16 protein-coding genes and 1 pseudogene are annotated in these 21,918 nt (G+C 51.7%); 9 read left to right on the top strand and 8 right to left on the bottom strand.

The genetic code is table 11. The features are described from left to right. Positions 1 to 96: 96 nt before the first annotated feature. Positions 97 to 843 carry an NRDE family protein gene (locus ACYZT3_RS28250; protein ID WP_282381617.1) on the bottom strand — a complete coding sequence of 249 codons (747 nt, stop codon included), beginning with the start codon at positions 841 to 843 and terminating at the stop codon, positions 97 to 99. Positions 844 to 963: 120 nt separating this feature from the next. Between ACYZT3_RS28250 and ACYZT3_RS28245 the strand changes: the two genes are divergently transcribed. From ACYZT3_RS28245 to ACYZT3_RS28225, 5 genes and pseudogenes are all read left to right on the top strand, one after another. Further along, complete coding sequence (locus ACYZT3_RS28245) at positions 964 to 1,746, top strand: sulfite exporter TauE/SafE family protein (protein WP_449646088.1); 783 nt, start codon at positions 964 to 966, stop codon at positions 1,744 to 1,746. A gap of 80 nt (positions 1,747 to 1,826) precedes the next feature. After that, positions 1,827 to 2,633 carry a prolipoprotein diacylglyceryl transferase gene (lgt, locus tag ACYZT3_RS28240; protein ID WP_462031209.1) on the top strand — a complete coding sequence of 269 codons (807 nt, stop codon included), beginning with the start codon at positions 1,827 to 1,829 and terminating at the stop codon, positions 2,631 to 2,633. A 48-nt stretch (positions 2,634 to 2,681) separates the two neighbouring features. Continuing rightward, positions 2,682 to 3,266: pseudogene (gene thyA / locus ACYZT3_RS28235) on the top strand (thymidylate synthase); the annotation flags it as partial. 121 nt (positions 3,267 to 3,387) lie between these two features. After that, complete coding sequence (locus ACYZT3_RS28230; protein ID WP_462031208.1) at positions 3,388 to 4,221, top strand: thymidylate synthase; 834 nt, start codon at positions 3,388 to 3,390, stop codon at positions 4,219 to 4,221. 46 nt (positions 4,222 to 4,267) lie between these two features. Then, positions 4,268 to 5,698 carry a phosphoribosyltransferase gene (locus ACYZT3_RS28225; protein WP_462031207.1) on the top strand — a complete coding sequence of 477 codons (1,431 nt, stop codon included), beginning with the start codon at positions 4,268 to 4,270 and terminating at the stop codon, positions 5,696 to 5,698. Between the two features lie 104 nt (positions 5,699 to 5,802). On the opposite strand, the gene ACYZT3_RS28220 is transcribed toward ACYZT3_RS28225, so the two are convergent. Next, positions 5,803 to 6,270 (bottom strand): helix-turn-helix domain-containing protein, encoded by a 468-nt coding sequence (locus ACYZT3_RS28220; RefSeq protein ID WP_462031206.1) that lies wholly within the window; start codon positions 6,268 to 6,270, stop codon positions 5,803 to 5,805. A gap of 193 nt (positions 6,271 to 6,463) precedes the next feature. Between ACYZT3_RS28220 and ACYZT3_RS28215 the strand changes: the two genes are divergently transcribed. The 3 genes from ACYZT3_RS28215 (at position 6,464) to ACYZT3_RS28205 (ending at position 11,028) form a co-directional block, all read left to right on the top strand. Next, positions 6,464 to 7,192, top strand: coding sequence for a metallophosphoesterase (locus tag ACYZT3_RS28215; protein WP_462031205.1), 729 nt, complete (start codon positions 6,464 to 6,466; stop codon positions 7,190 to 7,192). A 659-nt stretch (positions 7,193 to 7,851) separates the two neighbouring features. After that, a complete protein-coding gene (locus tag ACYZT3_RS28210) occupies positions 7,852 to 8,262 on the top strand; it encodes a DUF6957 family protein (RefSeq protein WP_462031204.1) in 411 nt (136 codons plus the stop codon). 120 nt (positions 8,263 to 8,382) lie between these two features. Continuing rightward, the gene (locus ACYZT3_RS28205) at positions 8,383 to 11,028 is read left to right on the top strand and encodes an AAA family ATPase (protein WP_462031203.1); all 2,646 of its coding nucleotides are present in this window, start codon (positions 8,383 to 8,385) and stop codon (positions 11,026 to 11,028) included. Between the two features lie 249 nt (positions 11,029 to 11,277). Here the strand turns inward: ACYZT3_RS28205 and ACYZT3_RS28200 are convergent, their stop codons facing one another. Next, a complete protein-coding gene (locus ACYZT3_RS28200) occupies positions 11,278 to 12,111 on the bottom strand; it encodes a hypothetical protein (protein ID WP_462031202.1) in 834 nt (277 codons plus the stop codon). A 260-nt stretch (positions 12,112 to 12,371) separates the two neighbouring features. Here ACYZT3_RS28200 and ACYZT3_RS28195 point away from each other — a divergent pair, with 260 nt between their 5' ends. Then, positions 12,372 to 12,929, top strand: coding sequence for a hypothetical protein (locus tag ACYZT3_RS28195; protein ID WP_462031201.1), 558 nt, complete (start codon positions 12,372 to 12,374; stop codon positions 12,927 to 12,929). A gap of 39 nt (positions 12,930 to 12,968) precedes the next feature. On the opposite strand, the gene ACYZT3_RS28190 is transcribed toward ACYZT3_RS28195, so the two are convergent. The 5 genes from ACYZT3_RS28190 to ACYZT3_RS28170 all read right to left on the bottom strand — a co-directional run bounded on the left by ACYZT3_RS28190 (position 12,969) and on the right by ACYZT3_RS28170 (position 21,828). Then, positions 12,969 to 13,229, bottom strand: a complete 261-nt coding sequence (locus ACYZT3_RS28190) for a hypothetical protein (RefSeq protein ID WP_462031200.1) — start codon at positions 13,227 to 13,229, stop codon at positions 12,969 to 12,971. 205 nt (positions 13,230 to 13,434) lie between these two features. Further along, positions 13,435 to 16,701: a type I restriction endonuclease subunit R gene (locus ACYZT3_RS28185; protein WP_462031199.1), complete on the bottom strand. Its 3,267-nt coding sequence runs from the start codon at positions 16,699 to 16,701 to the stop codon at positions 13,435 to 13,437. Further along, on the bottom strand, positions 16,698 to 18,062 hold the full coding sequence (locus tag ACYZT3_RS28180) for a restriction endonuclease subunit S (protein ID WP_462031198.1): 1,365 nt from the start codon (positions 18,060 to 18,062) through the stop codon (positions 16,698 to 16,700). Before ACYZT3_RS28180 ends, ACYZT3_RS28185 begins: the two co-directional genes overlap by 4 nt. Further along, positions 18,062 to 20,395 (bottom strand): type I restriction-modification system subunit M, encoded by a 2,334-nt coding sequence (locus tag ACYZT3_RS28175; protein WP_462031197.1) that lies wholly within the window; start codon positions 20,393 to 20,395, stop codon positions 18,062 to 18,064. The genes ACYZT3_RS28180 and ACYZT3_RS28175 overlap by 1 nt, the downstream gene beginning before the upstream one ends. Positions 20,396 to 21,468: 1,073 nt before the next feature. After that, on the bottom strand, positions 21,469 to 21,828 hold the full coding sequence (locus ACYZT3_RS28170; RefSeq protein ID WP_462031196.1) for a hypothetical protein: 360 nt from the start codon (positions 21,826 to 21,828) through the stop codon (positions 21,469 to 21,471). Positions 21,829 to 21,918: the final 90 nt, after the last annotated feature.

Below are 21,918 nucleotides of genomic sequence, written 5' to 3'. Positions count from 1 at the left end.
GGCCTCTTCGCGGGCAAGCCTCGCTCCTACAGGGATTAGGTGATCCTTGTAGGAGCGAGGCTTGCCCGCGAAGGCGTCCTCGAATACGCCACAAATCTAAACCCTGACCTCAACTTCCCCCAAATGCCCCCCATACGGCCCGAAACTCCGTTCAACCATCCACCGCGTCCCATCCGCTTGAACAATCAACGCCGTACTCGCCCGGGTCCCATAAGTTGGGCTGGCAATAAACACACTCGACAACAGCGTCTCGGTGGCCAACCCGACCCCGGTATCCGGCAGTTCGGCAAACGTCGCCGTCTGCGGATCATTCAGCAACGCCAGTAGCGCCTGGGGCTGCGGATCTTCCAGCACTTCCTCCAGCGCTGCCCGTGCCTTGAGCAGTTTCGGCCACGGCGTATCCAGTCCCGCGTTCGACAACCCATAAACCCCCGGTGGCAGCATCACCGCCTCAGTCTCCCGGGCATTGAAGTGCCACAGTTCGTTGGCATTGCCGATCAACAGATTAAATCCGGCATATTCCAGCGAACGTGCGACAACGTCGCTTAAGTAGTCATCTATCGGCATACCCCCGCTAAGAAACCGCGCCACCAGCTCTCCTCGTGACGTGCGCGCAGGTGGCTGATGCGGATCGCGGATATTGGTCAGCGCGGCGAAGCGTCCATTGGCGCCAACACCGAGCCAGGTGCCCCCAGCCTCCAGATCGCGACCGGCATGAACGTGCGGTGCTTCGGGCCATTGCGCCAGAGGCAGGCTGGGCCGGGCGTAGAACTCGTCGCGGTTGGCCGCCACGATCAGCGGCTGGGCGTGACCCGGTCGCCAAGCGAAAACAATCAGGCACATAAGGTGGTCCTTGTGTGTTTTCTGCCCACTCTACTCAGTCATCGTGCGGGTATCCATCACCATCCAGTGGAGCTTGAGGCCATGCATCCGTTACCATGCCGCTCTCATTTGGGGATGCGCATGGAATTTCTTCTCTATCTGGCGCTCGGCGCCTGTGCAGGTGTGCTGGCCGGGCTGTTCGGGGTCGGCGGCGGGATCATTATCGTTCCGGTGCTGGTATACAGTTTCACCTTGCAGGGTTTCGATGCGTCGATCCTCACGCACCTGGCGGTCGGCACGTCCCTGGCGACAATCATATTTACCTCGATCAATGCGATCCGCGAACATCACCGTCGCGGTGCCGTGCGTTGGCCGGTTTTTGCCTGGATGACCCTTGGTATTCTCATCGGTGCCGGTTTCGGCGCGTTGACGGCGGAGGCGATCTCCGGGCCAAACTTGCAGAAAATCATCGGCGTATTTGCACTGATCATCGCCGTTCAGCTCGCCTTGGACTTCAAGCCCAAGGCCAGCCGAACGGTGCCCGGTAAAGTCGGTCTGACCGTGGCCGGCAGTGTGATTGGCTGGGCCTCGGCGATTTTCGGGATTGGCGGCGGTTCGCTGACGGTGCCGTTCCTGACCTGGCGCAGCGTGCCGATGCAGCAAGCGGTGGCGACTTCATCCGCCTGCGGTCTGCCGATCGCCTTGTCCAGTGCATTATTTTTCATGATTCTGGGCTGGCACGATCCTTTGCTGCCGGCCCATAGTCTCGGTTTTATTTATTTGCCGGCGCTGCTGGGGATCGCCCTGACCAGCATGGTCTTCGCCCGCCTCGGCGCGCGACTGGCCCACAGCCTGTCGCCGAAGTTGCTGAAAAGACTGTTTGCCGCTTTGCTGTTCTGCGTGGGCCTGAGCTTTTTGCTCTGACGCGTACCGCAATCCTGGCTTAATCCTGGCGTGGCAGCGTCGCCCGGGAATTTTGGTTTCAACTCTAACAAGGAGTCGCAATGCTGCCTTACCCGCAAATCGACCCGGTGGCATTGGCCATCGGTCCGCTGAAAATCCACTGGTACGGCTTGATGTACCTGATCGGCATCGGCGGCGCCTGGCTGCTGGCGTCCCGCCGGTTGAACCGTTTCGACCCGACCTGGAGCAAAGAGAAACTCTCCGACATGGTCTTCTGGATGTCGATGGGCGTTATCGTCGGCGGGCGTCTGGGCTACGTGCTGTTCTACGATCTGAATGCTTATCTGGCCAACCCGACGTTGATTTTCGAGGTCTGGAAGGGCGGCATGTCGTTCCACGGCGGCTTTATCGGCGTGATGCTGGCAGCAATGTGGTTCGGTAAAAAGAACGGTAAGTCGTTCTTCCAACTGATGGACTTCGTCGCACCGATGGTGCCGATCGGCCTGGGTGCCGGGCGCATCGGCAACTTCATCAACGCCGAGTTGTGGGGCAAGGCGACCGACGTGCCGTGGGCGATGATCTTCCCGACCGATCCGGCGCAACTGGCGCGCCACCCGTCGCAGCTGTATCAGTTCGCGCTCGAAGGCCTAGCACTGTTCGCCATTCTCTGGTTGTTCTCGCGCAAGCCGCGGCCGACCATGGCGGTGTCCGGGATGTTTGCGCTGTTCTATGGCATCTTCCGTTTCATCGTTGAATTCGTCCGGGTGCCGGACGCGCAACTGGGCTATCTGGCCTGGAACTGGCTGACCATGGGTCAAGTACTGTGCGTACCGATGATCGTCGGCGGTCTGTTCCTGATCTGGCTGGCGTATCACCGTGCACCGGTGGCTCCAGCGGCGGCTGTATAAATTCGAACCCCGGGGCGACGGTCCCGGGTTCAAGGACACAGGTAATTCATGAAGCAATATCTCGAACTGGTCGCTCACGTCATCAAGAACGGCACCAAACAGGCCAACCGCACCGGCGTGAACACCATCAGTTTCCCTGGCGCGATGCTGCGTTATGACCTGAAGGAAGGTTTCCCGGCGATCACCACGCGCAAGATGGCCTTCAAATCGGCCATCGGCGAGATGTGTGGTTTTCTGCGCGGGGTGAACAACGCCGCCGAATTCCGTGCGCTGGGCTGCAAGGTCTGGGATCAGAACGCTAACGAAAACGCCCAGTGGCTGGCCAATCCGTTCCGTCAGGGCGAAGACGACCTCGGCGAGATCTACGGCGTGCAATGGCGCAAATGGCCGGCGTACAAGCAGATCCCGGTCAGCAACAAGGCCGCCATCGAGCAGACCCTGAGCCAGGGGTATCGCCAGATTGCTGAAGGCGAAGAGGACGGTCAGGCTTACGTGGTGCTGTACAAGGCGATCGACCAGATCCGCCAGTGCGTCGACACCATCATCAAAGACCCGGGCAGCCGCCGCATCCTGTTCCACGGCTGGAACGTCGCCCAGCTCGATGAAATGGCCCTGCCGCCGTGCCATTTTGTGGACAACGCCAATCTGGTGTCATTTTCGTTCCTCGCCTGACCAACACAGCTCCGCTTTTATTTTCAGCACCATCCTATTTTTTTAGAGTCGCATTTTTCTAGGCGACAGATCAGAGGCCATCATGAAAGCATATCTGGATCTCCTGACCGACGTGATCACCAACGGGGTGGTCAAAGGTGACCGAACCGGTACGGGTACCAGGGCGGTGTTCGCTCGTCAGTTTCGCCACAATCTGGCCGACGGCTTTCCGTTGCTCACGACCAAAAAGCTCCATTTCAAGAGCATTGCCAACGAGTTGATTTGGATGCTCAGTGGTAGCACCAATGTGAAATGGCTCAACGAAAACGGCGTCAGCATCTGGGATGAGTGGGCGACGGAGGACGGTGATCTGGGCCCGGTTTACGGCAAGCAGTGGACTGCTTGGCCAACCAAGGATGGTCGTACCATCAACCAGATTGACTACATGGTTGAGACCCTCAAGACGAATCCGAATAGCCGGCGAATCCTCTTCCACGGTTGGAATGTCGAGTATCTTCCTGATGAGCGCCAAAGCCCGCAGGAAAACGCACGCAATGGCCTACAGGCGCTTCCGCCCTGTCATCTCCTCTACCAAGCCTTCGTGCATGAGCGGCACCTTTCTATGCAGCTCTACATCCGTAGTTCTGACGTGTTCCTGGGCTTGCCCTACAACACGGCTGCGCTGGCACTACTGACGCACATGCTCGCCCAACAGTGTGATTTGATCCCTCATGAGATTATTGTGACGACCGGTGACACTCATGCTTACTCCAACCATATGGAGCAGATCCACGAGCAACTGAGCAGGACGCCGAAAAAGCTTCCGCATCTCAAGATCCGCCGACGTCCGGAGTCTATTTACGACTACAAATTCGAGGACTTTGAGGTGGTGGGATACGAGCCTTACCCAGGCATCAAGGCTCCTGTGGCGATCTAGCCTGGTTTGAGTTGTATTTGGCTTCTACTTTTTGAAAGGGATTTTTATGATCGGTGCCTTACCGTCTTCGCTTCGTGAGTATGTAGAGCGGATTGAGCGGGCCATATCTCGCTGGCCAATTCATGTCAGCCTTGATCAGGGTGTGAATTGGGTTTTGCAATTTGATCCTGAGGACTACCAGCTAGCGGTTATGATCTTAGAGCACTTGGATGTGTTGGGATCTAACGAGCTTCGATCTGCTCTGAATATTGCCCATACGAAGCTCGTTCGGCGGGTCTCTGAAAAAGGGCATCCGATGACTTCGTCCAATACGTTGTTTGCAGGTATTGGTAGCTCATCAAAGAGTGGTTCGCTTATTTCTTACCATTATCGTATCGCGGCGGAAATTTCCGACGACGATTTTTTGGATGATGATGAGGAAATTTTGGACCTTAGCAAAATTGAAAATATTGTTTTGGTTGATGATGTTATAGGGACAGGGCATACCGTCGCTAAAGAGCTTTCGGCTTTATCTGAAGAAATTCACAGCTTATCTCGGCCAAGAAATATTTTTGTATTGGCTGTTGCTGGCTATGAAGAAGGTATTAAGCATGTAGTCGAGCAGGCAGGTGCAACGGTAGTCTGTGCGTTGGAGTACAGCAATAAAGATACAGTTGCCAATCTCGACTCCCGCTTCTACCAAGGCCTTCCAATGGCTGAGCGTTCGGTTTTGTTTGAACGGCTGAAAAAATACTGCCGCCTCGTTTCAAAGTGGGAGCTGGGGTATGGTGAAATTGGCGGTTTTCTCGTCTTCGACCACAATACGCCGAACACAACCCTTCCAGTGGTTTGGGGCAGGGGCATGGCCTGGACGCCGCTGTTTCCGAGGGCAGATAAGATCCCCGGCAGTGCTAAAATTATCAAAAGCGCGGCGGTGGAACGCGAGAAGGATACTCAGCCTGAGCAGCAGGCTAAGAAGATAGAGCGCTCTGATGCTGAAATTACTATCTTCGTAGAAGGTAAAGATGATGAGGCGCTAATCGACACGCTTGCCATGAATGGTCTGGCGGAAACATTAGGTGTTAAAAGTGTTTCGTCTGTAGCGTTAGGAGGAATCTATCACTCTCAACGGCTTCAGGAACTGTTGGCGAAGTCTCATAAGTTTGCAATATATGTGCTAGAGGAAGATCTTGTTGGGCGTTCTGTTGTAGGGTCAGATTTGCCGATTATCTACATGCAGCCAAGCCTGTATTCATTGCTAGATATTCAGCAAGTTTACAATGAGAGGGATATGTTTCCAGGGCTGCCACTACTTGGCGATATGGGAACTGCGCGCTGGTATAACGAGTTTGAAAAAGCTATAAAAATTCGTAATAGGAAATCAAGAGAAAGTCAAATAGAGCTTTTTTCTCGGTTTTTAGATTCAGTAGCTGTGGATCAATTTACAAAGAAACTTAACTCTGCCGTTGATCAGCTTTTGGAGAGGGCGCCTAAATAAAAGAGGTCTGAATAGGCCAGTCTCCGAATTTTGGTCATAAAAATCTATGTGAGCAAATTTCAGAATCCGAGCGCAGACTCTGATGCATACATAGGGTCGCTCTTTCATTCCTGCCAGTAGCGCTGAACTGTGGACTTCGGCAGTTCCAGCGCTCTCATTGCTTCAGCTTGGGTTAGTCCCTCAGCCTTTAGTTTTTTCACTGCTTCCGCATTCGCAGTATTCGTAGGTTTCCCACGGGGCCGTTTTGATAAGGTTCCCCCATCAAGTTGGGCGCGAAGTTCCTCCATTCCTCCTGCTGCTTTGAATTCCTCTATCTGTCTCATGGCCCCTGATATCACCTCGTCAGGGGAATCGCCGCGTTGTAAAGCGATGCAGATCGTAAACAACGCGACCGGTTCGAAATCGAGCGCTTCCGCCAGTTTTGACAGCTTGTCCAAGGTGATATTGGTCTTCCCTTGCTCAAGCAAGCTGATATTGGCCTGAGCGCTGACGTCGGCCAGATCTCCATAACCTATCTCTCGCTGACGGCGGATGACTCTGATCGCCGCTGCGACCTCGTTCTTGAGCGACATGTCTGCCCCAAAATGAAGGATGGGGCCACATCGAGAGTGTTCCGATAAATATCGATTGATGGTATTATCGGTCTATTGTTGCGGCGCCCGACACCGCAGTGCCAGATGGGGCTGCCACGCAACGTAGTCAATTGGTGAGCTGTCTCAGGCCTCCCCCCCCCAATATAGGTGTAATTCGAGTTCGAGTGAGGCTATGAAACTCCACATCCTGTCGGATCTGCACAATGAGTTTTCTCAATTCGACCCGCCGCCAACAGACGCTGACGTTGTTGTCCTGGCTGGTGACATCGACACCAAGGCTCGCAGTGTGAAATGGGCTAACGAGGCGTTCAACCGACCCGTGATTTACGTGGCCGGGAATCATGAATTTTATGGTGGACACATCGATCACACGCTCAAAAAAATGCGCGATGCCGCCGCGCCACATGTCCACGTGCTGGAGAATCAAGCTTGGATTTGGCAACAAACCCGCTTTCTTTGCACTACGGCGTGGACTGACTACAGCTCAACAGGGGACGTTGTGGCCGCCACCCGGATTTGCTGGGATTGGATGAATGACTTCAGGGCGATTCGCGTCGACACCAATTTTCGTCGGCTGCGCCCCGCAGACTTGATCGTTCGAAACCATATTGCACGCTCGTGGCTTTCCGATGAGCTCTCAAAACCCTTCAACGGTAAAACCGTGGTCGTCACGCACCATTCGCCAACACCACACGTTATGGGTGACAAGCACGACGGGCACTTGAACGCCGCTTACTCGAATAGCTGGCCCGAGCTCATCGAAAAAGCTGACCTGTGGATTTTCGGGCATACACATTTCGCCGTCGATGTAGAGCTCGCTGGCTGCAGAGTAATTTCGAATCCGCGTGGTTACCCACGAGAGCAAACGGGCTTCCAGCCTAATTTTCAGGTTGAGATCTGATGAGCGATTTCGAGCCTTGGCGTAAGGATGGTGTTGGCTACACGACGTACATGATCAAGACATTTAGACCGCCATCGCGGACTGCCAGCTTTATCAGCTTCCACGAGTGATACAGCAGGCGAAGCTGGCAATTCCTGATGATGAGGTCGTCGGATTTCTCATATGCATGCTAGAGAAGCGACCGAGTCCACTGACGATCGAAGCTTTTCTTCTTAAGGGCTACAAAGAAAATGGCTATTCCCCGCAGCATTTTGAAAGCGCGGAAAATTGATTTTGGTATGCCGATTGTGGGGTACCTCTGCTGTGCAGAATTTAAGTCTCCGTGTTTGGTGGGGATCGTATTCTCAGATGGGCGTCGACGGTTCGAAGACGGCAGCACGATCAGGACGTCTCGGGTTCAGAAAGTTCTCCAGGTACATGACCACCTGTTGTTCGAAACGATCAGCGGTAGCCGCTATGTTGTCTGTCACTGGCTATACGAGAGTGGTGCTCATGAAGCTGTCGGCATCGTGCACTGAGCTCTCCCAGCGGTAGGGCGGTATTGTCGATCGACAGGTAAAACTGCCCGACCTGAACGTATGGAGAATTTGCAGAAACCGAGTGTTTGAAAGGCTTTCGAAATGGCCTTGCGCACGTTGAAAAATACTTAGGCAGGTGGTGTGGACAGCGAATTGGTTGTAGACGTGCTTTATGGGCAGGCGCGGACGCTTGGCGGCTCCCGACTCGACGATGACGAACTGATCAAATTGGCACGCGAAGAGTTTGAGGGAAGGTGTTTTTGCATCGTTCGGAACTGGCTTCTCCTTGATCTCATGCTCCCCGAAGCCCAAGAGAAAGAAATAAAAACACAGGGGCTGCAACCTACAGTCTTGTACGCTCACCATGCTGTATTTGATAGCGAAGCTCGTGTCTCAGCTGGAGACGGCTTCATCACAGGCTATCAAAGTGATTTCCACGGGTGTTTTTTTGAAAGCAAAGACAAGCTCTACATTTTGGCCGGACGAGGGGCACGAAAATATACCAGCTGGCCGGCGGTGGAGTCGTTGAGGGGAGCCTTAAAAACAACATAGGGCCGGCGTCGGGATGTATGGTCTTCTGCATGCCAATGCACACCAGCCCTTTGTATGTTTCTTTCTTTTGTCGATGTATTGTGGATCCCTATCACTTGCTTGCAGCGTCGGGAGAAAGGGATGACGTCGGCACTACAGGACTTCCAGCAATTCGTGCACTGGATTCACGATCCGGCCATAGGCGCATCAGAAGATGCCCGCCGCTTTGCAAACGTTGTATTGGATAACTTCGTCAGCGTTGCTGATACGACCCGTCACCGTAGCCAACGCTCATTTCTACTTGCCGATTTGGCCCGTAAATCACTCCTTACGATCAATCCTGCCGAGCCTCAGATTCAGCCACTTCAACCTGGCGCCGGCTGGCAATGGAAGAAGCTCTCACATCTTACTGTGGGGCCATTTCGGGGGTTCAGGTATCCAGAACCGTTTGATGTTCAAAAACGGATCACCATGTTTTATGGGCCTAACGGCAGTGGCAAGACCAGTCTCTGTGAAGCATTGGAGTTCGCGTTACTGGGTGCGGTGGATGAGAGCGGCATAAAGAGAATTGCCATCAACCGCTATCTCTCTAATTCTCACGAAGGTCGTTACGTTCCCCCGATACTCACAGCAACCACCATCGAAGGTTTATCTATACCTGTAGTAGCAGACCCGGATGCCTACAAATTCTGCTTTGTCGAAAAAAATAGAATCGATGCATTTTCCCGGATAGCGGCGAAACCTGCCGGAGAAAAAACAGAGCTGATAGCTGCCCTATTTGGGATGGATCAGTTCAATGAGCTTGTAGGGCACTTCAACGAGACAATGGATGGGCAGCTTACGTTGCTGCCCGCCAAGCAGACCGAACTGATCGGCAAACGGGGAGCACTGTCCCAAGATTTATTGGCAGTGGCTAATGAGGCTGCTGCACTCTTGCAGCTAGCCCAAAACGAGAACGCGTACGCTGATAGATTTCAAGCCGGAATGACTTACCCGATGTTGCTGAGCTCTATCGGAAGTCACGGCATTCCTGGACGATTACAGGAGCTTGAGGCCCTGCTGAATCAGCCACCACCTTCTGTTTATGGCATCAGTAGCAATGGACTTGTGGAGGCTTACAGAGCCGCCGATGCTGCTCAGGCCATAGTCGAAGCTAGCGAAAAAGAGCTGGCCAATCGCAGCAGTGATGTTTCATTTCAGGATTTATACAACGCTGTTCTAGGGCTCCAACACATCGCTGGTGATCATTGTCCAGCATGTGATACGCCGCTTACTGGAGAGCACCATGTAACCAACGATCCTTACTTGAAGGCGACTGCAGGTCTGGCTGCTTTGAAGGAACTAAGCATTATCCAGGCCGGACACGCGCAAGCGTTAGAAAAGCGGCGTCTCGCCTCGGAGACACTCCGAGTGTTTTTGGCTAACTTCGCTCAGCGAGTCGGAGCAACGTTAGAGAGTCCTACCCCAGTACAGCGGTACCTGGCTGACCCAAATGTAGATCTGCATCGTGCTTGGTGGGTGGCGGGCTATCAAGCCGAGGGTGGCGCAAAATCATTCGCCCAGCAGGCTGTGGATTGGGCCCAAAATTTGGAGCAACAAGATGCGGCTGCACGTTCAGCCATCGCAGATCGTGAGCGATTGATAGCAGAACGTGATCGGTTGAATCAGGCACGCATCGATGCGGCCACACACGCTGCAAGTCGTCAGCAGGTCATCCAAATTGCCTCTGCGGCCAAGCAGCGTATCGATGCCTTCGACCAAGCCAACGAGCCTCTGATACGCGCTGCTGAAAAAGAAGTTCAGGAGATCAGTCGGGACACCCGAATCAACATGGGTTACAACCAGTTTTTGACTTTGCTGCGCCAATACCGAACTGAGCTACCAGGGACACTGATGGCGGGTCTAAACGCCCTTACTCTTGAGTTGTACAACGAGTTCAACGTGAGGGACGCAGACGAGGACAAATTGGCATCGTTGTATCTCCCGGTTACGGGTGATGGTCGGATCGAACTGAGCTTTCGCGGTAAGCCCGATGAATGGGTCGATGCGCTGCAGATTTTGAGTGAAGGCCATGTCCGTTGCCTTGGTCTTGCCATCTTGCTCGCCAAGGCTTTGAGCATCCGCGCTCCTGTGATTGTTTTTGACGACGCAATCAATGCAATTGACCACGAGCACCGGCAGGGTATACGGGAGACGATATTTGAAAGTGAGCGGTTCATGGACACTCAGATCGTTGTGACCTGTCACAGTAATGAGTTCATCAAGGACATTCAGAATCGCATTGGCCCAGAGCACTGGACGGCCTACGCCTTCCGTCACCACAGTGGCAATTACCATCCTAGAGTGATCGGCAACGTACCACCTCAAACCTATCTCTTAAATGCGCGAGCGGCGGTCGACAGAGGTGATAGCCGGGCGGCATTGGGGGCATCACGGCAAGCCCTGGAGATGCTCACGGACAAGATATGGCGGTGGCTCGGTAAGTGTGAGCAAGGAATGCTGACACTTAAGCTTGCGGGTTCCGGAGCTGAGCCTGCGTTGAGAAATCTTTGTGAAGGGTTGTTATCCAAACTCAACAAATCACCGAATTTTGTTCACATTGATAAGCCGGCGGTTGTGGAGGCGCTTGGATTCATATTGGGGCAACCGGAGCAGTCACTCGTGTGGTTGTATTTGAATAAGGGTACACATGAGGAAGCGAACCGCGAAGACTTCGATGATGCGATTGTTGAGCAAGTCGTAATTCGACTGGAAACGCTGGCCATGCTTAAGCTTAAAGGTCGATGAAAACCGTGCTGACTTTAACCCAGCTTTACTGGGGGTTAGACACAATCCGCGTTTCTTAATCTACTGGCGATCTGCGACGCTAGCGGAGAAGTGTTTGGCAGGATGATTGTGTGCCTGCTACCCGATTAGGTGCTTGCTAGCACCGCTGATTTCGAAATTTGGATTAACGGTTTTAGTCCTCGGCCTTCAATTGTCGCTAACGTAGGAGGGAAGGGCGATAGAATTCGCCCATTATGGCCATTTTACTGTTCACGCTCCGTCAAGGTCGATTATCATACTCATAACAATATCGATACTCGTTGCCAGGAAGCATTTACCTTCCGGGATATGCTCAATTAGTACGCCAGCGAGAAGGATTTTTTCAATAACTAGGATTCTTTCTTCGTTTCGATAACCGACAGTATGCCAAACTGGAGACCCACTGACTCCTCGTGGCTCAGGAAACATTGATCCCACAATTTCGTCTGTCCGCATTACATGTTTGCGTCCAAATTGAATAAGTAAATTTTGTGGCTTTTTGAACTTCAGTCTTTTATAGGTTTCATCAGGGATACTCTTGCCCATCCACGTGAAGCAGGCAGGATTCAATAGTTTTTGCTTTTTGTCCGGGTCATACTTGGTCAATGGGTACCCCGGCACGATAAAACGACAATCTCCAATTTTTGAAGTGTCTTGGGTGATCATGCCAGGGAAGATCACTGATTTTTGTATATCTTCAGAAGGTCGGCCTTCCCCATCAGGCAGTTTCACTACTGTGAGATCGATCTGATCATTCTTTCTATCAGCCACGTTGGTTGAGGACGTTCTGTAAGGGCCTTCGATATACTGCCGTTGCTTACTATTTACGAAATAGAAGAGCGGGCGATCTACCTCATGGTGATCCATGACATGGGCAGCAGTAACAAAATAGCAGTTGCCATGAAAATCGATTACGAAGCCCGTACCTACGAGGTCGGGGAGTCCACTCTCCGTGAGCTTATAGATAGGTAGGGAGAATCTTGAGGTGGCATCCGCAGCGATAGACAGGGCCTCTTTTAGGTCTTCCATTTGACGTGGATTCAGCGGATTTTCACGTTTTGCCACTTTCATATCCCTGTTTAAAAATGTAAATGATGCACATTAAGCTTGGCCTCTGCTGCCGTGGTCTCGATGACAAGCCCCCTTAAACCGGGGGCGACTCCTGTGCTACCAGTAAGACAGAGGCTAGCTGTGCGTGCCGTAACGCTTAAGGAGTGGTGGATTTTATACTGAGATGATTGGTATTCAAGTCTACCCATGCCAGTATTGAAGTGTTGATGGCGTAGTAGTGAATTTTATGGTGCCTTTCCAGAGGTAGTAAAGCTATGAATAATCGTAATGTCCGTGCAAACCCGTTAGTGAGCTATTCGGTTTTTTGTTTGATGTGTATATTGGCAGTTGTAATTTATCTATGGCCGGCTTCGGGGTATGGGACATTTAACGCGAATTTGTGGCGTCCGGAAGACGCTGCACTAATAGTGATGATTTCCAGTATTTTGTTTTTTTCGGGTGGGCTTTTCTACGTGGTTAGAGAGTTTGACGTTGATGTAAGGTCAATTGCAGAATCACAAGTGGATATGAGTTCTCTGATAGGAGTTAAATACTTCTCGCTCCTATCAAAGCATTATGGCGCACTAACACTGACGTGTACGCTTTTAACATTTGTGCTTTGGTTGCTGAAAAGCACAATTTCTGTTGGTGGAATTATGCTGGTTTCTTTTTTAATGACTATGGTTGTCATTGCTTTGATAGGCGTGTATCTCCTGATATTTGCAAGGACTCTCCACGGTTCTATGGATCGTCACCCTGTGCAGGTCTTGGCGTTAGTTGGTATGTTAGTCTTTGATGCGGCCCTAATGTCACGCGCCATCGAGTTAGTTTGATGTTTTGCGTCAGGTAGCATTTTTGGTTATCTGGCCAGTTTAGCTGGTGAGGCGGCTCGTGTTTAAATAGAATTCAATCAGATTATAAATACCGCTAGCCTTGAAAAGTTGGTCAAGTTTTGGCAGCGGAGTCACGCCGTTGATTGCCAGAATAAGCCCAAACCGACGGTAGGCTAATCGGACAACACGGGCTAGTTGGTCATGGAAGGTATTATATGGTGAAAATGGCACGGCCTTACCCCGCTCGTTGCCAAGGCAAAGCAGTAGGGGGAAGTGCAGTTGTTCGGCAACCAACTTCATCTGAGAGCCAGCCGTGCCAAGAGCTCGGCCAGAAAAACTTGCCTTGACGCAAGCGGCGGGCCAGAAGCCAGATGCCCACCCCGTCGCGAACCACCTATTTCATCCGATTGGCGCGGCAGTTGGCAGACAGATAAGCACTATGCGGCTGTAGACCCCATCTGGTGGTGTGGTCAAACGGGGTCGTAAGCGCACAGAAATCGATCGATCAATACTTTGCTAGTTGAAGTAAATCGAAAACCACTTTTGCAAATTTACTGGCTTTAGCCGGGTCAGATAACAATTGCATCATCTGGTTCTGATGAGCATCGCCACTGTCCATAATTGCGTCATCTACCGCGTTGCCAAAGTTACCCAGCAGTGCTTGCTCAGCGGTATTGTTGGCCAGTTGCTGCATGACCAATTGATTTTCACTGACCTTGTCACGGATGGTGTAGGCGTAATTCACCATGTCTTTCTCTGTCAGCTGGTCAGTCACAAACAGCTCGTTGAGCCGTTCTAAAATCTGCGAAAGCAGCTCTTCCTTGATGTCCTTTGCCGTTGCTGAGCCAAGCCCCTCACCTGGCACCAGTTTATAGTCGGGCGAGTCTTCTATTAGCTTCAGATCTTGCTGGCGTATTTTCGATACACGGTAATGGCTGAGTACGATACTGTTGAGGTCAATATCATCCTCATCCACAGCGGTTTCGCGCAGCATTGGGCTGAGATTCCGCGCATACAGACTTAGCTTTTCCAGCTGTTTGTCATCGTAATCGACGATCTGCGACATGAACTCATAGAAGCGCACGAAGGTGCCCAGATCCTTTTTGAAGATGTCGAGGGCGTCCTTGGCTTGCTTGCATTCCTTCAGGTCGTTCTCCGCGTTGGCAATCAACACCGCATCTTGGGTCTTTTTAATCCGCTCAAAAATTTCTTTCGAGTGCGCGTAGGCCTCAACCGCCTGCTTGTAGCGTTTTGTCCAGCGCTCGACCGCAGGCTTGCAAATATTGGCAATCGCCGCATTGCTTTTATTTTTGACGAAGAAGGCCTCGCAGAATTGCTCAACCTCAGTCGATTTATAAATACCAGCGGCGTTTAGCTTTTCAAACAGATCGAAGATCAAGTCTGGGTTTGAAACATCCGCCAGCTCCGCCGTCTGAAAATACGGCTGGAACGAGTCGAGGATTTCCTGCGGCTCGTTGAAGAAATCTAGGATAAAAGTGCCCACTTCCGCCTTACCGGGGTAAGTCCGGTTCAGGCGCGACAGGGTCTGTACGCACTCCACTCCACCGAGCTTTTTGTCCACGTACATAGCGCAAAGCTTGGGCTGGTCAAAGCCGGTCTGAAATTTATTGGCTACGATCATCACCTGATAATCATCGCTATCAAAGGCTTTGCGCATGTCGCGGCCTTTGAGGTTGGGGTTCATGTTGCTTTCAGTGTATTTGGTGCCGAGTAGCGCGACAGCATTCGGGTCTTTCTCGGAAAATTCCACCTCACCCGAGAACGCCACCATGGCATGGATTTTTTGGTAGCCCTTGTCGACTATGTATTTGTCAAAACACAGCTTGTAGCGCACGGCTTCTTTGCGCGAGCTGGTGACCACCATGGCTTTGGCTTGTCCTCCCAGCAGGCCCATGACGTTGCTGCGAAAGTGCTCAACGATCACCTGCACCTTTTGTGCGATGTTGTACTCGTGCAGACGCACCCACTGGTTGAGCTTGACCTTGGCTTTTTTGCTCTCAACTTCCTGATCGGCCTTATCGATTTTTTGCGCTAGGTTGTAGGCCACTTTGTAGTTGGTGTAATTCTTCAGTACATCCAGAATAAAACCCTCTTCAATGGCCTGACGCATGCTGTACACATGGTAGGCCTCGGGCTTATTGGTTTTAGAGGGTTGCTCAGCGGGCTTGGGCAAACGGCCAAATAGCTCCAGCGTCTTGGTTTTTGGCGTGGCGGTGAAGGCAAAGTAGCTCAGGTTTTTTGACGCCCGGCGCGACGCCACGGCGGCATCGAGAATGTCCTCAGAGTTGAGTTCGTCCTCACCATCCGCCTTGGCCTCAATCATCAGCACTTCTTTCAGCTGTCGCGCTGTAGAGCCGGTTTGTGAGGAGTGGGCTTCGTCGGCAATGATCGCGTAGCTGCGTTCTTTCAGGCTGACGCTGTTTTCGATGGCACGCAGCACGTAGGGGAAGGTCTGGATGGTGACAATAATAATCGGCTGTGAGTTTTCCAGCGCGGCTGCCAGCTTCTCTGATTTCGAGCCGTCGCCTTCCTGATTATTGATACGGCCAACCGCGCCATCGACGTGTTCAAACTGGTTGATGGTGTCTTGCAGCTGATCATCCAGCACGGTGCGATCCGTCACCACAATCACGGAGTTGAATTGCTTGCAGCCCTGCGTGTCGTAAAGAGCTGACAGCTGATGCGCGATCCAGGCAATCGAGTTGGACTTCCCTGAACCGGCGCTGTGCTGGATCAGGTACTTATGGCCTGGGCCTTCGGTACGGGACGCAGTGACTAGCTTATTGACCACATCCCACTGGTGATAACGTGGGAAAATCAGGCTTTCTTTCTTGTATTTACGGCCTTCCCAATCTTCTTTCTCTTCAATTTGCAGATGCACAAAGCGCCCGAGAATCGACAGTAGATTGCTGGGGAGCAAGACCTCGTTCCACAGATAATCGGTGGCGTACTGGTTAATGTCTGCTGGCACATCATTACCGGCGCCGCCGACAGTTGTGCCCTTGTTGAATGGTAGGAAGAAGGTCTCCGCGCCTTCCAACCGAGTGGCCATATAAACCTCGTACTGGCTCACGGCAAAATGCACCAGTGCACCACGCTTGAAGGTCAGCAACGGCTCGGACTTTTTGGTGACAGGATCTGTCGCAAAGCGTGTGGTTTTGTATTGCTTAATGGCGCTGTGCACGGCCTGTTTGAATTCGGATTTCAGCTCCAGCGTCACAACCGGCAAGCCATTCACAAACAACACCAAGTCAATTCGCCAGGCTTTAGCCTTGCTGCCGGTTTGTTCGAGGTGAGCTTTGTTAGCCCAAGGTGAGTAAATCAACTCGGGGACGACACGGCAGCGATTCTTGGCATAATGGGCTAAGGTGTCGGGATTTAGATCGTGTTCAGGCTTGAACTGGCAAAGGCTGAAACGGGTGCCACGGTGACGCAGTTCATGACGCAGTACACCCAATGTGCCGAAGGTGCGCATGTCCTTACTGGCGGCATTGGGGTCGGTTTTATTCAGCTGGCTAGCAACCCGTTCAAAAAAGTGCTGCTCGGGGTGGCTTGGATACAGTGCGCAGAACCTTTGCCACTGTTCAGGCTGGGTGTCTTGCACAAAACCCAGCAAGTCTTCCGGGTACAAGGCCAACTCACGGTTGTAATGTTCAGCCTTGCCTAGCAGCCAGCCGTTGGCCAGCAGATGCTTGAGCATATTGTTCTGAAACATCAGCTCGTTAGCCTTACCGCCACCCAGTGCACTCATGCGGCTACTTCCTTGTTGGTTTGAGTTTCCTCTGGTGCGACCCAGTTTCTTACATCGATTTTTCCAGTAACTGCAGCAGAGATCAAGGCAGTGCGGCGCTCTTGAAGAAGCACTATCTGATGGTTAGCGCGACTGAAGGTTAACTCAAAAGTGTTTATTTTGCTCTTTATCTCTGAAAGAATAATCGCAACTTGTTCTGGTGGAGGTATCACTATAGGTAGTTCTTTTATTGTCGCTTGCCCAATATTCTGCATCGAGTGGCTAGCGCCAGAAGCCCCGAGCTGAATCTGTTGCCTGACAATAGGCAAAGCTAAGTAGTACGCCACCCACTGAGGATCAATTAGCTCATCAAATCTTAGCCTGTATAACTTGTCACAAAGAATAATGTTCTCGTAAGCTCTATCGACTACAGCAGCGCTTCCAACCAGCTCTTTGGTGTTGGCACGTGAAATCAACAAGTCACCATGCTGTATGAGGTATTGCAATTGAGGTGTCAGTTCTTTTGGAAGAGCTTTGTTTTCATCACTTTTAAAAACCCCATAGTTTACGCAGCCAACTTTCAATACTCCAAATTCATTATCGTCGGCTTGCCTCGAATCGCACTGTGGACTCCAGCCTTGTTCAAATCGCGTTGTATGATATTTGAGTCTAGATACTTTCCAGTCATGTGGTATTTCACCCAGCCACTCAATACCTGAGTTTCGTATTTCGGCTTTTGGGTTGAATCCTTTAGTGATGGCATGGCTAATCACTGCCTGACGCTTTTCATTTAGCAGTAGGATGAACTGTTTTTGTTTGTCGATAAGAGTGTCGATCTTGGCGGTTTCGTGCTCAAGAAAGTTGGCGATTTTTGTTTGCTCCGCCCTATCAATATCAGGGATATTTATGCTGCCAAGTTTTCCTTTTGTGACATGCACCATGCCTATAATTCCATGGGCTTGCTCTTCCACATAATATGTTACGGCTTTTAGTACCCAATATAACCACTGTTTATTGCAAGAAAATCCGTCTAATTTGAAAATATGCTGATTAAGGTAGTGCTCTCCCTTTCTCCACCACAAGAAAGGCCCGAAAGAGGTTCCTCTATTTCCCGACCATCCAAATAAAAGATCACCTTCAGATACTTTGTAGCGGTCATTAATTTTCCCAATAAAGCAGTTGAAATCATGACTGCCATTAAGGTTCTCAATTCTTATAATTGGAACTCCATCTTCACTCCATTCAGATGGCTTAAAAGCATTTCCGTTGATAAAATTGGTAATGCCCTTTAAAGGTTTTACTGACCAAGTGGTTGGAATTAGTCCTAGCCACTCGACCCCAGAATCCTTACACTCAGGATACGTCTTATATCGCCCTGCCATTATGAATGCACCTCTTGCAGCAATTTCAAGATTTCGGCTGATACAGCATCCAAATCTGCATCAATCTCCAGCAAATTACGCGGTGGTTGATACTGATAAAAGTAACGGCTAAAGGGAATTTCATAACCGACGATGCCGACTTGCTGATCCTTAGCGTCTTTCTTGCTGGCATCCATCCAGGCATCAGGGAGGTGTGGCTGCACTTCTTTGAGGAAGTAGGCCTCATTAATGGCGTTAACGGTTTGGCTAGGGTCAAGCGCTACGTTTTCGTTGTCGCGCAAGTCGCTATCGGTTTGATACTCGATCACCTCGCCGTTGACGGCAAACAAGCCGTAGAGCGGATTGGCTTTGGTTTTGTGAGTTTTCTTGATGACCTTTGCAGCTTCTGGGTTTTTCCAGCTCACGGCGTCGGTAATCTGCTTTTTCTCTTTGGCATCTAGGGCAATACCCTGTTGCCTGCAGGCGGCCTTGATCGCGTCGTCAAACGTGTTCATGTCGTCGTGTTGGGCAGTTCCGATGATTGCCTGCAGGCTTTGCGCCTTGTGTAAAAGCCGCTTCTGATCCAGCCATGTAGTTCTGTTGAGCAGATCCTTGATGTGCTTCTCTTTTAAATCAGCGAAGTGCAGTTTGAAGTACCGACGAATGGCGTCTTTATGTGCGCTTAGGTCACCGTAACGCTTACAGGTATCCCCGTCGTTCCAGCTCTCACCCTCTACCACGCTGTATTCTTGGTAGAGCCATTGCATGGCAGTGTTGATGGCACCAGGGGCAAAGCGACATTGAGCTATGCGTGCGTCACTGAACTGATAGGACAGCCGCAATGGGCGTTCGATACTAATGCGGCGATAACCGAACTCATGGCTATGGAAAATCTTGCTGGCAAAGGTTTTGGTCGCCTCGGCTTTTGGGTTGGCTGCCTGGCGACCACGATTGCTTTTTTGTGCGGCTTGTTTGTCCAGATCGTAGGCATCGACTGCGGCAAAGCTGCCGAAGGCGCGGATCACCGTGGTGATATCGCTTTCGTCCATTTCATTGCGCTTGGAACCGAGTGATTTGCGCATTTTTCCGCAAAGGTTCACGCCATTGATCAGCTGTACCTTGCCCTTACGTTCCTGGGCTTTTTTGTTCGACAGCACCCAGACATAGGTAGAAATACCGGTGTTGTAGAACATGTCGGTGGGCAGCGCGACGATTGCTTCGAGCAAGTCGGCTTCGAGAATGTAGCGCCGGATTTCCGATTCACCAGAGCCGGCGCCACCAGTAAACAACGGCGAGCCATTGAGGATGATGCCAATCCGCCCGCCGCCTTGAGAACCGTCCCGTAGCTTGCTTAGCAGGTGCATTAGGAACAACAAGGAGCCATCGCTGACCCGTGGCAAACCTGCGCCAAAACGGCCGCTGAAACCTTTTTGCGTGTACTCTTCACTGATCTCCTGTTCGATCTTTTTCCAATCTACGCCAAAGGGCGGGTTGGAGAGCATGTAGTCAAATTCAGTGGCGTACAACTGGTCGTTCGACAGCGTGTTGCCGAGCTTGATGTTGCTTACGTCCTGCCCTTTGATCAGCATGTCAGCTTTGCAGATGGCGTAACTCTCGGGGTTTAGCTCCTGACCATAAGCTCGCATCAGAGCTTGAGGGTTCAGCTCGTGCACGTATTCCATGCCGGATGAAAGAAAGCCGCCCGTACCTGCCGTAGGGTCGTAGATTGTGCGGATGATGCCGGGCTTGGTCAGCGCATCATCATCTTCCATAAACACCAGGGAGGTGGTAAGGCGCACTATGTCGCGGGGGGTAAAGTGCTCCCCGGCGGTTTCATTCGACCCTTCGGCAAAGCGGCGGATCAGTTCTTCAAACACTAGGCCCATGTCGTGGTTGGAAACCGCTGTGGGGCTTAAGTCCGTTTGCCGCACCCGCTGCACTACTTTGTAGAGCAGATTGGCGTCGTTGAGTTGGCCGAGGAACTCGGTGAATTTGAAGTGCTCAAAAATCTCCCGAGCATCCTTGGAGAAGCCTTGCAGATAGGACTCCAAGTTGGCTTTGATGCCAGCCTCACCGAGCTTGGACAGATCCATTTTTGAGGTATTGAAGAACGACAGTCCACCGCTGGCGCGCAGGAGCAGTTTTTCCTGCGCCTCTTCGGAGATGTTGAGCTGCTGGACTCTTGCATGCTCCGCCAGCACCGCTGCTTTGCTTGACTCCAGCACGCACTCCAAGCGACGCAATAAGGTGAACGGTAGAATGATCCGACCATACTGGCTTTGCTTAAAATCGCCACGGAGTAAATCGGCCAATGACCAGATAAAAGCGGCCAGGTTGTTAGAAGCTTGCGACATTTCTGCAATCCTTGTAATGCTCGATAGCTGCTGAACCATTGCGCAGCTGGGTGATGAAATCTGATTGGGGCGCATTATGCTGCAACGACAGTGCACGGTGATGAGCTCAATTGGATATTATTCCCACTCGATAGGTTTGCATGTGCGGATGCCTCCCCAGGTGATGGGGGGGTATCTAGATCGCAAAGTCTCCTTAGCTGCGTCACCGATTTTATCGGCGCAACGTCGTCCTACAGAGTTTTTGAAGCTTGCTCCAAAAAGCGCCTAGGATGAGCGATTTCGGCCAGCTCCCAAGGTGCCACGCTGATCTGGTTACGGCTCATCAAAATCACCAGACATGTACGCCTTTAAGAGTTGAGAGCCGCAGTCCAGCGTTCAATGCGACTCTGCTTTGGAGGTCAGCAGGGAGTAGTTAGCTAATCATTTCCACAAGGCCCGGTGGAGATCGCGATGAGGCGTATAGCGCAGCACAAATCTAAAGCACGGCGAGGCAGGCCTCGGCTTGAAACGCAGCGGGCCCTCTATCAAATCAAGCTGTCCGGGTGGGATTTTACGTGGTCGCTCAGCCTAGCCCTGACCAATAATTCGAGGGCTAACGAAGGTCATTATCATGAACATATGATCCTGACGCTGAAAGGCGAAGTGGTCTACCCCGAGGGTTTCAAATACCCAGAGGTCGAGTGCCAGCTCTACGCAGATCCTCGATTTACGCAAGACATAGACCCCCCGAAAGGAATAGGGTCTATGACGGCAAACGGGACACGGTTGATTGCGTATATAGCAGTGCCCCGTGAGCGGATTGACGCCTTGGTTGGTGCAGCCGACCGACTTCTGTCCTTAGAGTTAAACGCCACCCCTTTGCATTACCGACGTGCGTTGGTTATGTCGATTCATTTGGGTACAGAGCCAGAGCCCGATTGGTGATCCATTACGTACTTAACGGGATGCGCTTTAGGTGCAGCGTGCGCGAAGCTTTTAACTCCCAGCTCCGCGGTATCGAGGGTGGGCGTGGTCATCGCGACCTTTTTCTTCATTGCTCCAGGTAAAGAGACACAGCGATCTACGGCGTGAAATCACATCCCCAAATCAAGTTGTATGCGCCATTCAAGCAACTCTTCAGGCAGCACCTCCAGAGGCAGAGCTTGGACGATGCCTCGCAACAAATGAACGGAATGGCAGTGCAGTATCGCGACCTTCGTTGGGTCTCCCCTCAAATACGTTAACTCCGCTCCAGCCAAGCGTTGGCCGTTACGGAGCGCTTCAAGAGCTTCCAGGCCAAGCCATTCGAGGCGGAGAAATCCATACATGTTGACCGCGCGAGTCCTCACATGGGTCTTCAAGAGTTTAGCTACCAGGTGCTCCAGACTTACCGCTCCCAGTGTAGCCACGGCCAATTTCCAAAGCTGGCCCTCCAAGGGAGTAGTGATTCTCATACAAACTCCAATTAATCATGTGCTTGGGTTTCTGTTCCCATCTAAATCTGCCGTTATGGTTCACGCCGGGACTTCAAGTTGTGACACAAA

The organism is Pseudomonas sp. MDT1-16 (genome assembly GCF_054898115.1).
This window is presented reverse-complemented; position numbering and strand designations above follow the sequence as displayed.

Coding starts and splice junctions, on each gene's coding strand:
- ACYZT3_RS28250 (WP_282381617.1), bottom strand. CDS start 843: ATGTGCCTGATTGTTTTCGCTTGGCGACCGGGTCACGCCCAGCCGCTG.
- ACYZT3_RS28245 (WP_449646088.1), top strand. CDS start 964: ATGGAATTTCTTCTCTATCTGGCGCTCGGCGCCTGTGCAGGTGTGCTG.
- lgt (WP_462031209.1), top strand. CDS start 1,827: ATGCTGCCTTACCCGCAAATCGACCCGGTGGCATTGGCCATCGGTCCG.
- ACYZT3_RS28230 (WP_462031208.1), top strand. CDS start 3,388: ATGAAAGCATATCTGGATCTCCTGACCGACGTGATCACCAACGGGGTG.
- ACYZT3_RS28225 (WP_462031207.1), top strand. CDS start 4,268: ATGATCGGTGCCTTACCGTCTTCGCTTCGTGAGTATGTAGAGCGGATT.
- ACYZT3_RS28220 (WP_462031206.1), bottom strand. CDS start 6,270: ATGTCGCTCAAGAACGAGGTCGCAGCGGCGATCAGAGTCATCCGCCGT.
- ACYZT3_RS28215 (WP_462031205.1), top strand. CDS start 6,464: ATGAAACTCCACATCCTGTCGGATCTGCACAATGAGTTTTCTCAATTC.
- ACYZT3_RS28205 (WP_462031203.1), top strand. CDS start 8,383: ATGACGTCGGCACTACAGGACTTCCAGCAATTCGTGCACTGGATTCAC.
- ACYZT3_RS28195 (WP_462031201.1), top strand. CDS start 12,372: ATGAATAATCGTAATGTCCGTGCAAACCCGTTAGTGAGCTATTCGGTT.
- ACYZT3_RS28190 (WP_462031200.1), bottom strand. CDS start 13,229: ATGAAGTTGGTTGCCGAACAACTGCACTTCCCCCTACTGCTTTGCCTT.
- ACYZT3_RS28185 (WP_462031199.1), bottom strand. CDS start 16,701: ATGAGTGCACTGGGTGGCGGTAAGGCTAACGAGCTGATGTTTCAGAAC.
- ACYZT3_RS28180 (WP_462031198.1), bottom strand. CDS start 18,062: ATGGCAGGGCGATATAAGACGTATCCTGAGTGTAAGGATTCTGGGGTC.
- ACYZT3_RS28175 (WP_462031197.1), bottom strand. CDS start 20,395: ATGTCGCAAGCTTCTAACAACCTGGCCGCTTTTATCTGGTCATTGGCC.
- ACYZT3_RS28170 (WP_462031196.1), bottom strand. CDS start 21,828: ATGAGAATCACTACTCCCTTGGAGGGCCAGCTTTGGAAATTGGCCGTG.